13 protein-coding genes are annotated in these 13,393 nt (G+C 37.3%); 9 read left to right on the top strand and 4 right to left on the bottom strand.

Annotation, left to right across the window (positions count from 1 at the left end; all coding sequences use genetic code 11):
• Positions 1–2 precede the first annotated feature (2 nt).
• A complete protein-coding gene (gene porX / locus MM239_RS12975; protein WP_241348677.1) occupies positions 3–1,562 on the bottom strand; it encodes a T9SS response regulator signal transducer PorX in 1,560 nt (519 codons plus the stop codon).
• A 51-nt stretch (positions 1,563–1,613) separates the two neighbouring features.
• Here porX and MM239_RS12970 point away from each other — a divergent pair, with 51 nt between their 5' ends.
• The 6 genes from MM239_RS12970 to MM239_RS12945 are packed head-to-tail and all read left to right on the top strand — an operon-like array spanning position 1,614 to position 7,291.
• Positions 1,614–2,852, top strand: coding sequence for an HD domain-containing protein (locus tag MM239_RS12970; protein WP_241348676.1), 1,239 nt, complete (start codon positions 1,614–1,616; stop codon positions 2,850–2,852).
• A gap of 15 nt (positions 2,853–2,867) precedes the next feature.
• A complete protein-coding gene (gene lpxD / locus MM239_RS12965; protein WP_241348675.1) occupies positions 2,868–3,890 on the top strand; it encodes a UDP-3-O-(3-hydroxymyristoyl)glucosamine N-acyltransferase in 1,023 nt (340 codons plus the stop codon).
• Positions 3,891–3,927: 37 nt separating this feature from the next.
• The gene (locus MM239_RS12960; protein ID WP_241348674.1) at positions 3,928–5,322 is read left to right on the top strand and encodes a bifunctional UDP-3-O-[3-hydroxymyristoyl] N-acetylglucosamine deacetylase/3-hydroxyacyl-ACP dehydratase; all 1,395 of its coding nucleotides are present in this window, start codon (positions 3,928–3,930) and stop codon (positions 5,320–5,322) included.
• Positions 5,319–6,098 carry an acyl-ACP--UDP-N-acetylglucosamine O-acyltransferase gene (gene lpxA / locus MM239_RS12955; protein WP_241348673.1) on the top strand — a complete coding sequence of 260 codons (780 nt, stop codon included), beginning with the start codon at positions 5,319–5,321 and terminating at the stop codon, positions 6,096–6,098. Before MM239_RS12960 ends, lpxA begins: the two co-directional genes overlap by 4 nt.
• A gap of 2 nt (positions 6,099–6,100) precedes the next feature.
• Positions 6,101–6,727: an ABC transporter ATP-binding protein gene (locus MM239_RS12950; protein WP_241348672.1), complete on the top strand. Its 627-nt coding sequence runs from the start codon at positions 6,101–6,103 to the stop codon at positions 6,725–6,727.
• 57 nt (positions 6,728–6,784) lie between these two features.
• Positions 6,785–7,291 (top strand): hypothetical protein, encoded by a 507-nt coding sequence (locus tag MM239_RS12945; RefSeq protein WP_241348671.1) that lies wholly within the window; start codon positions 6,785–6,787, stop codon positions 7,289–7,291.
• Between the two features lie 77 nt (positions 7,292–7,368).
• Here MM239_RS12945 and MM239_RS12940 read toward each other — a convergent pair whose 3' ends face one another.
• Together MM239_RS12940 and MM239_RS12935 are read right to left on the bottom strand one after the other, a co-directional pair.
• On the bottom strand, positions 7,369–9,756 hold the full coding sequence (locus tag MM239_RS12940) for an endonuclease MutS2 (protein WP_241348670.1): 2,388 nt from the start codon (positions 9,754–9,756) through the stop codon (positions 7,369–7,371).
• Positions 9,740–10,024, bottom strand: a complete 285-nt coding sequence (locus tag MM239_RS12935; protein ID WP_241348669.1) for a DUF4296 domain-containing protein — start codon at positions 10,022–10,024, stop codon at positions 9,740–9,742. The genes MM239_RS12940 and MM239_RS12935 overlap by 17 nt, the downstream gene beginning before the upstream one ends.
• Before the next feature lie 168 nt (positions 10,025–10,192).
• Here MM239_RS12935 and MM239_RS12930 point away from each other — a divergent pair, with 168 nt between their 5' ends.
• From MM239_RS12930 to MM239_RS12920, 3 genes are read left to right on the top strand one after another with little or no spacing between them, the layout of a single operon-like run.
• The gene (locus MM239_RS12930) at positions 10,193–11,071 is read left to right on the top strand and encodes a DUF58 domain-containing protein (RefSeq protein ID WP_241348668.1); all 879 of its coding nucleotides are present in this window, start codon (positions 10,193–10,195) and stop codon (positions 11,069–11,071) included.
• Positions 11,064–11,963: a hypothetical protein gene (locus tag MM239_RS12925; RefSeq protein WP_241348667.1), complete on the top strand. Its 900-nt coding sequence runs from the start codon at positions 11,064–11,066 to the stop codon at positions 11,961–11,963. The genes MM239_RS12930 and MM239_RS12925 overlap by 8 nt, the downstream gene beginning before the upstream one ends.
• Positions 11,950–12,996: a vWA domain-containing protein gene (locus tag MM239_RS12920; protein WP_241348666.1), complete on the top strand. Its 1,047-nt coding sequence runs from the start codon at positions 11,950–11,952 to the stop codon at positions 12,994–12,996. Before MM239_RS12925 ends, MM239_RS12920 begins: the two co-directional genes overlap by 14 nt.
• Positions 12,997–13,167: 171 nt before the next feature.
• Here the strand turns inward: MM239_RS12920 and MM239_RS12915 are convergent.
• Positions 13,168–13,393, bottom strand: a 226-nt coding sequence (locus MM239_RS12915) for a hypothetical protein (RefSeq protein ID WP_241348665.1), incomplete at its 5' end; no start/stop codon positions are given.

Here is a 13,393-nt window from a genome sequence, read left to right as displayed (position 1 = left end):
TATCAATTATTCTTTGGTAATAAATGAACTACTGGAATTATTATCTCTTCCAAAGAAACTCCTCCATGTTGGAAAGTGTCCTTGTAAAAGTTTACATAATAATTGTAATTGTTTGGATATGCAAAGAAATAATCTTCTACGGCAAAAACATAACTTGTAGACACATTAAATCTTGGCAACTTGGCATCTTCAGGCCTACTAATCTCAAAAACCTTCCCGCTCTCAAAATTCAAATTCTTACCTTGTTTATATCTTAAGTTTGTAGTCACATTCTTATCACCTATAATCTTGTAGGGTTTATTAACCCTTTTTGTACCATGGTCAGTAGTTACAATGAGTTCAGCCCCTGCTGCACTTATTTTTTTGAAAAGGTCAAAGAGACTAGAATGCTCAAACCAACTTTTCGTCAAAGAACGGTAAGCAGATTCATCTGGGGCTAGTTCTCTGATCATTTTCATATCTGTACGTGCATGAGACATCATATCTACAAAGTTGAACACGACTACATTGAGATCATTGTTCAGAAGTGAATGAAACTGATCCACAAGATTTCTTCCCTGATATGCTTGTATCACTTTGTTGTAGCTGTACCTTATGTTCAACCTGTTTTTGTGAAGGTTTTCAGCAAGAAATTCTTCTTCCTTATTATTTTTACCCTCATCCGTATCTTCTCCTTCCCAAAGGTCTGGATGAAATCTAGCCATATCAGCTGGCATCATACCACTAAACAGGGCATTTCTTGCAAAAGCTGTAGTCGTAGGTAAAATACTGTAATAAGTCTCATCTTCTTTGGTATTAAAATACTCATGTACCAAAGGCTCTAAGTCCTCCCATTGATCCAATCTGAGGTTATCTATTACTACAAAGAATAATGGCTTTCCTTCCTTGAGATGTGGAAACACTTTTTCCTTCATCAAATGGTGAGAAAGCACTGGACGATCTGATTTCGAGTCATTAAGCCAATCTAAATAGTTATTTTTAATGAACTTGGCAAAAGCTGCATTAGCCTCTACTTTTTGAGTCTCAAGGACTTCATGCATACTTTTATTCTCAGTTTTATCAATTTCTAGCTCCCAATACGTTAGCTTTTTGTAAATATCAGTCCATTCTTGATGTGTTGAGGCATCACTACAAGCCATACTGATATTCATAAAATCCTGCCTGTAGGAAAGATTTGTTTTCTCTGAAATCAACTGCTTATTTTGAAGGATTTTTTTAACAGAAAGTAGAATCTGATTAGGATTGATAGGTTTGATCAAGTAATCCGCAATTTTCCCACCTATGGCATCATCCATGATATGCTCCTCTTCACTTTTGGTAATCATTACTACAGGTATTTGAGGTTTGATCAGCTTGATCTGCTGTAATGTCTCCAGTCCTGTCATACCAGGCATCATTTCATCTAGAAAGATTACGTCGTAGTTGTTTTGCTCTACCAGTTCGATAGCATCCAAACCACTATTGACAGTACTGATATCATAGTTTTTTTGCTGTAGAAATAATATATGAGGTTTGAGAAGGTCTATTTCATCATCCGCCCAAAGGATTTTGTACTTTTGCATAGGATTCCGTTTATATCGTTTAAAATTATATTTACTTTTGAAACAAATCAAATGTCCGAGACATTGAAAAGCCGCAAAATATTAAATGACCCAGTGTATGGATTTATCACCATACCGAGTGAATTGATTTTTACTATCATTGATCACCCATACTTCCAAAGGTTACGTCGAATCAAACAATTGGGTTTGACAGACTTTGTTTACCCTGGTGCTTTACATACCAGATTCCATCACGCTATAGGCGCAATGCATTTGATGAGCATCACCCTGGACAATCTAAGGAATAAAGGTAATGAAATAAGTGATGAAGAGTATGAAGCTGCATTGATTGCTATATTACTACATGATATTGGGCATGGTCCTTTTTCGCATGCTTTAGAGTTCTCTTTGCTGAAAAACATTCATCATGAATCTCTTTCACTTCTGGTGATCGATGAACTTAATCAGCAATTACATGGCCAACTGGACCTTGCTTTAAGAATTTTTAAGAATCAATATGATAGAAAATTCTTCCATCAGCTTGTTTCAAGCCAACTTGACATAGATAGGCTTGATTATTTGCAAAGGGATTGTTTTTTTACAGGTGTATCAGAAGGTACAATAGGTGCTGATAGAATCATAAAAATGATGGCTATCAAGAATGATCAACTGGTAGTCGAGGAAAAAGGGCTGTACAGCATAGAGAACTTCCTAAGTGCAAGAAGACTGATGTATTGGCAAGTTTACCTTCACAAAACCACCGTATCTGCAGAGAAAATGCTCATCAACCTCATTAGCAGAGCCAAAGATTTAGTACAGAGTGGACAAAGTATCAAGGGCACGGACGAATTCATGCACTTTTTAGGTAATGATTTTACTTTGGAGGATTTCAAAAACTCGAAAGACTTAATTCAAACCTTCCTAGAGTTAGACGACTACGACATCTGGGGAGGAATCAAACTCTGGAAAAAAGATTCAGATTATGTATTAAGAAATATCTCGAGTATGTTTTTACAGAGAAACTTATTCAAAATTAATTTGAATAGTGAAGAATTCTCTCAAGAAGAACTTCAAGACCTTTGGAATAAAACACAAAATAAATTGGGCGTCCCAGATGAGGATATGAAATATTTCTTTTCCTGCGGCTCCATTAGCAACAATGCTTATGTTGCCAAAGAACGCATTCATATCCTTACCAAGAAAGGGGAAATCATTGACGTAGCACAAGCTGCTGACTTACCAAATATCAAAGCGATGAGCAAAATCGTTAAAAAACACTATGCTTGTCGTGCTAAAAATTTAACTTTGTAGCCAAATACTCAGAAAATGGAATTTACCGTCGAACAGGTAGCTGCACTTCTCAATGGTAAAGTTGAAGGAAATGGATCAGCTACCGTAAATAGATTAGATAAGATTCAAGAAGGAATGCCTGGTGGTATCAGCTTTCTTTCAAATGAGAAATATGAAAACTTCATATACCATACCAAAGCGTCTGCGGTAATTGTTTCAAAAAACTTTCAGCCAAAAAAGGATATCAAAACTACCTTGATAAGAGTAGAAGATGCCTATACAGGGTTCACTCAGATTCTCGAAGCCTATTCCCAATTTACAAAATCCAATAAATCGGGTATTGAGACACCATCTTTCTTTGACCAATCCAGCCATATTGGCGAAGGTCATTACCTTGGAGCATTTTCTTATGTGGGCAAAAACTGCATCATTGGAAATCATTGTAAGATATTCCCTCATGTATATATAGGAGATAATGTAAAAATTGGTGACAACTGCATCATACATCCAGGGGTCAAAATAATCTCTGACACTATTATAGGTTCTTATTGTGAAATCCACCCGAACACTGTAGTAGGGTCAGATGGATTTGGATTTGCTCCGCAGACAGACGGAACTTACAAAGCTATTCCTCAAGTGGGGAATGTAATCATAGAAGATTTCGTAAGTATAGGTTCTAATACCACAATAGATTGTGCCACCATGGGATCTACATTGATTAAAAAAGGTGTGAAAATAGACAATCTGGTACAGATTGCGCACAATGTAACTATCGGTGAAAATACAGTCATCGCATCCCAAGCTGGAGTTTCGGGCTCAACTGAGATTGGAAAAAACTGCGTGATCGCTGGAAAAGCAGGTATAATAGGACATTTAAAAATAGCCGATTACACAACAATAGGTGCTAATACTGGTATTTCAAAATCAGTTGAAAAACCGAATCAAACACTCTTTGGGTACATGGGTATGGATTTAAAAGGCTTTTTAAAAGCTTACGCAATTTTCAAGAATCTACCCATACTTCAGGATCGATTGAGAGAACTGGAAAAAAAACAATAAATTTACGCACGATAATCAAACACAGGATTTAATACCTATGAGGGTAAAACAACATACAATAAAAAAACAAGTCACAGTTTCTGGTGTGGGACTTCACACAGGGGTGATTTCAAACATGACTTTTTTGCCTGCTCCTCCAAATCACGGATACAAATTCCAAAGGATTGATATTGAAGGATTACCAATCATAGATGCTGACGTAGACAATGTAGTGGATGTATCTAGAGGCACTACACTAGAGCAAAGTGGTGCGAGGGTTTTTACAGTAGAGCACGTATTGGCCGCTTTAGTAGGTCTGGAGATTGACAATGTACTTATTCAATTAGATGGTCCAGAGCCTCCAATCTTGGATGGTTCTTCTATACAATTTATCGATGCACTGGAAAGTGCAGGCATAGAGGAGCAGAATGCGCTGAGAAGATTTTTTGAAATCCCAGAAAGTATCAGCTACAGAGATGCTTCCAGGGAAGTAGAGATGGCAGCTTTGCCTTTGGACGACTACAGAGTTACAGTAATGGTAGATTACAACTCACCTGTTTTAGGCTCGCAACATGCCTCTATTACAGACATCAGTCAGTTCAAGTCAGAAATTGCATCATGTAGAACCTTCTGTTTTCTTCACGAGCTAGAGATGCTTTACAACCAGAACTTAATCAAAGGCGGTGATTTAAACAATGCGATAGTTGTAGTTGACCGTGTTGTTGAAGAAAAAGAACTAGCCCACTTGGCGAAAATGTTCAACAAAGAGAAAGTTGAAGTAAGAAAAGAAGGCATTCTAAACAATGTAGATCTAAGGTATAAGAATGAGCCTGCTAGACACAAGCTGTTAGATGTAGTGGGAGATCTCGCATTAGTAGGTAGACCACTCAAAGGTCAGATTTTAGCTGCAAGACCAGGACACGCTGCCAATGTGGCTTTTGCGAAGAAAATCAAGCGAGCGATGGAAAAAGCTGGACCGAGCCATATTCCACATTATGATCCGAAGCTACCTCCTGTGATGGACATTGCTCAGATCAGCAACATATTACCTCATAGGTATCCTTTTCAATTGCTTGATAAGGTGATTTATCTGGATGACACCGTTGTGGCTGGAGTAAAAAATGTAACAATGAATGAGCCTTTTTTCATGGGGCACTTCCCCGGCAACCCAGTAATGCCTGGAGTGCTTCAAGTGGAAGCAATGGCACAAACTGGTGGTATTTTGGTATTAAGTACAGTTGAAGATCCAGAGAATTATTGGACCTATTTCTTAGGTATAGAGAATTGTAAATTTAGAAAAATGGTCATGCCTGGAGATACACTCATCTTCAAATGCGAACTTCTTGCCCCTATCAGGAGGGGTATTGCCAAAATGAAAGGTGAAGCATATGTAGGCAACACATTGGTATGTGAGGCCGTTATGACTGCAAGTATTGTTAGAAAAGAATCATGATCAATAAACTTTCTCATATACACGAAAATGCAATTTTGGGATCAAACGTTCATGTAGATCCATTCACCATGATTCATGATGATGTCATAATAGGTGAAGGGACTTGGATTGGATCCAATGTCACCATATATCCCGGCGCTAGAATTGGAAAAAATTGCAAAATTTTCCCTGGTGCTGTAATAGCTGGAATACCTCAAGACCTAAAGTTCCAAGGTGAAAGAACCCTTGTGGAGGTTGGAGACAATACTACTATCAGGGAGTGCGTAACTATTAGCAGAGGCACACTAGATAAGTTAACTACTAAAGTTGGCAGCAATTGTTTGCTTATGGCTTATGTGCACATTGCTCACGACTGTATAGTAGGAAACAACGTCATCATAGCTAATGCTGTACAAGTTGCAGGTCATGTGATTATAGACGACTGGGCCATTGTCGGAGGAAGCAGTGCCATTCATCAATTTGTCAAAGTTGGGACACATTCCATGATCTCTGGTGGCTCACTTGTAAGAAAAGATGTACCGCCATACACCAAAGCTGCAAGAGAGCCTTTGAGTTATGCTGGTGTCAACAGTTTAGGATTAAGAAGAAGAGGGTTCTCAAGTGAAACAATTAGTCATATTCAAGATGTTTATAGGTTTTTGTTTTTGAATAGCTTAAACAACAGCAGAGCACTCGAAGAAATCGAAGTTAATCTTCCTGCCACAAAAGAAAGAGATGAAATCGTCAACTTCATTCGCTCCTCTGAACGTGGAGTGATGAAAGGATACATTCAATAAAAATGATAAAAATTGAGCTGGAAGGTGCCTCTAAGAGGTTTCAATATGAATGGATATTCAATAACATTCAACTTACTATTCCAGCAGGATCAAAGTGGGCTATCACAGGGAGTAATGGCTCTGGAAAGTCCACTTTGATAAAAGCCATAGCAGGTATTACGCCACTTTCAGAGGGTAATATCAAGTATTTTTCAAATCTTGGAGAAATAGATTCTGATCAAATTTTCGACCACTTGGTGATCTCGGCCCCTTACCTAGAGCTCCCAGAGGAATTCACCTTGATTGAATTGCTAAAATTTCATTTCAAATTCAAAAAGCCAATCGAATCAATTAGTATCTCGAATATGTTGGATATTCTTTATCTTAAAGAACACCAGCATAAGCCTATAAGTCAATTTTCTTCAGGAATGAAACAAAGACTAAAACTAGGACTTTGCTTTTTCTCTGATGTATCTATACTCATGCTAGATGAACCTACTTCAAACTTAGATAAAAGGGGTATAGTATGGTATAATGAAATGGTTATGCAATATGGCTCAAGAAGAACAATCTTGGTTTGTTCTAATGAGCCAAAAGAATTTGAATTTTGCACAAATCAAATCCGAATTGAAGATCACAAGAAAAAGTAAAGCTTTGATTTTTAGATCATATTGCTAAATTTACAATACTAAAACCCTAAGCAGCGTATGAAAAACTCATTAAGGTACTACTCATTATTTTTAATGTTATTGTCTTTAGCATTTTTTGGATGTAAAAAGGGAGACGATCCACAGCCACAAAAAACACCAGAACAATTAGCCACAGAAGCACTTACAGGGACATCACCCACGACTTGGGTCGTGGAGGGTGGAGGACAAGTTACAAGAAATAATATTGCTGTCACCAATACATATCAAAACTTTGAAATCACATTTGCAGCAAATCAGAGCAGCAGGACATACACCACTACAAGTGGTGGTGACATTTTTGACAATTCAGGCAGCTGGAGCTTTGTATCAAATGATTTGACAAAAATCATACTGGCTGGAAATAAACCAGCTGCTGGCCCCGAGATTTCATTTACCAGAACAGGTAGTGATTTGATTCTAGAGTTCAGCATAGTTCCACCCTCCTCTGGATCAATCGAAAAAATCCCTATTCCCAATGCAGCAATTGCAGGAAGTTATAGATTCACATTGAAAAGAAAAGCATAATCTATTACCCCAAATAAAAAAGCCCTCAAAAAGTCTGACTATTTTGAGGGCTTCATATTACTCTTTTAGGGCTTTTTTTAAGCTTTTAACTCTACTAAAGTAACTCCAGCTCCACCTCTATCTGCATGCTCGTCCGATACTTTTTTCACTTGAGTCATCTGTTTCAATATATTTCGAGTGATATCTTTTAGAATACCGTCGCCTTTGCCATGAACGATCCTCAAATCCTTCATACCTAGCATATGCCCATCATCTACAAAATTTTGAACTAAAGGTAAAATCTCCTCACCTCTCTTACCGCGAATATCTAAGTTGGGGGAGTAATCCAGCATTTTTGCATTCGCATCAAAGCCTGATCGTCTTGCCAGAGATTTCTTTTCCTTTTTCATTTCAGAAGTTGAAATCTTCTCTAGGCGCTTCAGCTTCACATTAGACTTCAAGTCTCCTATGCTGATTTCTACATCCTTATTCTTCATCGCTAGCACCTCGGCAACGGCTCCATTATCCTTTAACCTCACAAAGTCACCCACAGCGATCTCCCCTTCTATAACTTTTATCTCTGGTGACTTTGGCAGGGCCTTTTCAGGCTTCACTTTTACTTTGAATGTCTCCAAATCAGCCCTCAGCTTCTTGGTTGCTTCTTTATCTGCCTTTTGCTCTTTGATCGATTTGATCGTCACTTCAATCTTTCTATTAACCTCATCGAGCAATGCTTTTGCTTCAGCTTTTGCTTCTTGTATATATTGTTTTTTATTGTTTTCGAGGTTTTCTTTGAGCTCATTATAAGTTTTCAGCTGTTGAGAAAGCAAGCGTTCTTTTCTTGCATATTCATTGACAAGCTGCTCATATTTGACTTTTTCATTCTCAATCTTTGTCAGCATGCGATCATATCGCACACGCTCCTCGCCTATATTTTCCTTTGCATAATCAATGATTTCTTTGGAAATCCCAATCTTGGAAGCTATTTCAAGCGCAAATGAACTCCCAGGCTTTCCTATCTCCAATTGATAAAGTGGTTCAAGCATTTCCACGTCATAGCGCATAGCACCATTTACCAAGCCTTGATTTTTTGTGGCTATTTCTTTTAAGTTACCATAATGCGTGGTGATCACACCGTAAGCACCAGTTTTATTCAATGTCAAAAGTATCCCTTCCGCTATCGCTGCACCAAACTGCGGCTCCGTCCCCGTCCCAAATTCATCTATAAATAGAATTGTCTTTTTATTCGCAAATTGAGTAAAATACTTCATACTCATCAAGTGAGAACTATAAGTACTCAAATCATTCTCGATGTTCTGCTCATCACCAATATCAATAAAAAAATTGTCAAATACTGTGCATTTTGAATGCGAATCCAAAGGGATCAATAAACCACATTGCAGCATATACTGCAACATGGCTACAGTTTTCAAGGTCACGGATTTACCACCCGCATTTGGCCCAGAAATGATGAGTAGTCTTCTATTGTGATCTAACATTACCTGTAGAGGCACTACCTGCTTTCCTTGCTGTGCCAAAGCAAACTGTAGCAATGGATGCTTTGCATTGTGCCATTCAAGAACCTTGGTTTTCTCTAAAATTGGCCTTTGTGCCTCAGTTTTCAAAGCAAACTTTGCCTTTGCTCGTATAAAATCTATCAATCCTAGAAATTGATATGCTTTTCTTAACTCTGGAATATATTGCCTCAAATTATCAGTCAGCTGGGTCAAAATGCGCTGAATTTCTCGCCGCTCCATATAAGCGAGATCCTTAAGTTCATTATTAATATCCAATACTTCAGCTGGCTCTAGATACACCGTCTGACCTGTGGCTGATTCATCATGTATGAAGCCTTTGATTTTTCTTTTATTTTCAGCAAGTACAGGGATCACCATTCGACCTCCTCTGATAGTGATAGAAGCATCGTCAGGTGTAAACCCTTTAGACCGAGCATCTCTAAATATACTATCAAGAACTTTTCTTAACCTATTCTCTTCATAGAGAATTTGCGACCTAATTAAGGATAAGTCTTTAGATGCATTATTTCTAAGCTTCCCCTTCTCATCGATCACCCTTTCTATAGCTTTTAGCAAGTGATCTTCTAATTGAACCAAACCAAGAAGTTGTGTCAATTGAGGATATTCGTCTCCATATTTCTTGAAAAATGATACACACCCTGACAATGTAATGAGTGATAGCTTAACCTCATGGAATTCATCTTCATAGAGAAAAGTCCCTTCTATCTTTGCCTTATCTAAGAACGGGTGAATATTGGTGAAATTAGAGGACGGAAATGCCTCTCCAGAAAGTATTATCTTCCTAAACTCCTCTGTCTGATCTAGAAGGCGAGTGATCAAAGAAAAATCCTTTGAAAACGCCATCTTTTGAACAAAATCTGTCCCTAACGAACTGCTACATTCTGCTTTGATCAGCTCTCTGATCTTGTCAAAATTGATTTTTTCCTCTAAATTAATTGGGTAATTCATCAGTCTCTTTAATTAAGCCTTCCTTCTCTATCACATTCAACGAATCTATGATGCTTTCATAAATCTTATCAATTAACTTGGGTTTCGAAATGTAATACTCTAAACTCTTATGGAAAACAGTATCGATTACATTGTGTTTTTCAAAAACATCATGCTCAAACATCGGGTACAATGTGCGTGAGGAATCATAATTGATAGGAAGAGTACTTACATACCCCTCCGAAAGATGAATATCTATCAAGACAGCTATCATTTTCGCTTGGTCCAAAACTCCTTCAGGCTTGGAATCTCTTGAGCATGATAACATTAAAATGGTAAATAATATAAGTAAATTAAGTTTTTTCACGTTTCAAAATTAATAGAATAAATAGAGAACTGCATATAAATTTTATTTATCAAAAGACTACCTTAAATTAGACATCCGAAAACAAGATACATGAATCAATTATTGAAAAAACTCCGCAGGTATGAAATCATGATCCGAAAGGTGGCAAACAATCACCTTCAAGGAGATTACCAATCTATTTTCAAAGGAGCAGGCCTGGAATTTGATGATTTGAGACCATATCAATATGGTGATGATGTACGGACTATCGAATGGAAAGTTTCAGCTAAGGGACATGGCACATTTGTCAAGACTTTCAAAGAGGACAAAGACCAAAGTGTGTATTTCCTATTAGACATCAGTGGTTCACAAGATATTGGTGCTCTTGGCAAAAAGAAGATAGATAAAGGAAAGGAAATAGCTGGGGTTCTCACCCTTGCGGCCATCTTTGAAGGAAGTCAGGCTGGTCTAATTTCATATTCAGATCAAAAAGAAAATATAATTTTGCCAGGTAAGGGGCCAAAACAAGGGGTTAAAATCATTCAAGGAATATTTAATCATAAAAATAAATCGCTCAAAACTAACTTAAACGAAATGTTTACGTTTGCTTTGAACTTGATTAAGAAAAGAAGTATCATCATCATTATTTCAGATTTTATAGATGAAGGATATGAGCGTCCTTTGAAAGCTTTAGCTGAAAGACATGATCTCGTGGCCATTCAACTAACAGATCCTCGTGAATCTCTCTTGCCATCATTAGGTATCATACCAGTTTATGATAAAGAAGAGGGTCGCACCACTTGGGTCAATACAGCATTCGGGAAGTTTTCCAAAAAAATCACAGATACATTTACATCCGAAAGAGATCACCTAAAGACTATCTGTAAAAAAAATCAAATCAATTACTTAGAAGTAGATACAAGTGCAGATATTGTCATGCCGCTTATTGAATTGTTTAAGTCACGAAATAAAACCATGAAACGTGGATAAATTACGCCTATTCTTCACTTTCCTAGGCTTTTTCACCATCTGTACATTGAGCAAGGCTCAAGATATAGAGGTGCAAGGATACTTTATGAAAGACTCCGCTAAAATCGGAGAAAGAGTCCCTTACGTTTTAAAAGCCAAATACAGCAAGGGAATGAATATCATTTTCCCTGATTCACTCTATGATTATAGCCCATTTGTATTGCTTGAGAAGCAAACATTCATGAGCCAAACAAAAGGTGATTTTACCCTTGACAGTGCAGTTTATTATGTGTCCAATTTCTCATTAGAATCTAAATCCAGCTTGTCAGTACCTGTCTATGATGTAATGAAATACGACAGTACGACTTATCAATCTAATGAAGCTTCACTAGCCCTTCAGCTTACAATTAACCCTCTACCTGAACAGTTGGCATTTAGAGATAATAACGTGTATCAGGAGATTCCAAAAGCTTTTAATTTCCCTTTGCTTATAGCTATCCTCTTGGCTCTGGTCTTAATGTCCATCATTGTTTTCTTTGTATTCGGAAAAGCTATAACCAAAGCTTTCAATAGTTACAGAGAAAAAAGAAAGTACAATAGGTTTATAAAAAAATGGAAAAATGCTGAGGTAAGATTTGTATCCAACCCAAATATGGACTCCGCAGACGAACTATTGGGGCTCTGGAAAACATACATGGAACACCTCAACAACAAACCTTTTAGAGAGTGGACTACCGTAGAAATCGCGAATTTCCTCGATAACAAAGCAATCATCAAAGATTTCAGAGAGATCGAAATGATTATCTATGCCGGGAAGCAGTCCAGCGATGTCAGTCAGGCTGTACACAACCTAAAAGAAATCTGTGCCGACACCTACCAACAAAAAATTATCGATAAAGATGAACGCAAATAATATATCTGATTTTTTTTCTATTTATTGGTTCTTACCCGACACGTTCAAAAATTTCGAGTGGGAAAATTTATGGGCGCTTCATTTGTTGTGGATTATACCCATACTGATGCTTTTAAGGAAGTTTATAAAAATCCTTAAAAACCCAGTGCTAGAGTTATCGCTTCCAGGAATAGTATCTCAAAACAACCCTTGGACTTACTTACGGTTAGTACCAACGCTCTTTTTCATCCTTGCCACATGGATGGTAGCAGTAGCCATTGCTCGACCTCAAAAATCCAACGAGCGAGTTGAACAATATACAGAAGGCATAGATATTATGATGGTATTGGATATTTCAGAATCCATGGATCTTCAAGATTTCAGACCAAATAGATTAGAAGCTGCAAAAGAAACTGCTATAGAGTTCATTAATGGAAGGTTTGGAGACAGGATTGGCATGGTAATATTCTCTGGAGAGGCTTATTCACTTGCCCCATTGACAACAGACTATGCACTTCTAACAGACCTTATCAAAGACATTTCATTTAACATGATGGATGCAAAAGGCACAGCTATAGGTAGTGCTTTGGCCGCTGGAACAAATCGAATGCGAGAAGCAGAGTCCAAATCCAAAGTTATGATCCTTTTGTCTGATGGAGAAAACAATGCAGGTAATGTGGACCCAATATTTGCAGCTGAATTGGCTGCTGCATTTGATATCAAAATATATTCGATTGCCGTAGGAAAAGATGGTATGGTTCCATATGGTGTAGACTTCTTTGGGAGACCCCAAATGATCGAAAGCTATTTGGATGAGACCACCTTAAGAGAAATTGCCAAAATCGGTAGTGGAAAATTTTACAGAGCTTCAGATGATGATGCATTGGAACGAATATTTGATGAAATAGACACTTTAGAAAAAGCTGAAATCATAGAATCACGCTACAAAGAGACAAATGATTACTATAGGGTATATCTTTTTTGGGCTATGTTATGCTTTCTTCTTTGGTTAGGCTTCAAAAGCACCTTCTTCAATAACTTCCTTTTGGATTAAAGAATTAGCTTCTAGATTTTAGATCTTAAATTTCAGATATCAGATTGATGTTTGCAGCTCAGAATGATTGTGACTCTTATTAGTAAGATTTTATAGTTGAAAGGTTAGAATTTCTTTTGGACAATAAAGGCTTATGCCATCTACTTTCACTCTTATATTTCAAATTGCTGATCATCTATTAAACCTATTGAAAGCATAAAATAGAACAAACATCTTCTCAATCTCTGCGAAACCTTTGAGATCATCGAGGTTAAAATTCAGCACGCAAAGACGCAGAGAGTTTCTAAGCAAAAAATGGATAGATTGGACATTTTGTGGACAATAAAGGCTTTTGTGACATGCTTTCATTTTTTTATCTCTTATTGCTAATTCACTAAAAAGTGCGGTTAAAAACAAT

The organism is Belliella filtrata, from assembly GCF_022549775.1.
GTDB classification, from domain to species: domain Bacteria; phylum Bacteroidota; class Bacteroidia; order Cytophagales; family Cyclobacteriaceae; genus Belliella; species Belliella filtrata.
Note: the sequence above shows the minus strand (reverse complement) of the source record. Positions and strands in the feature narration are given on the sequence as shown.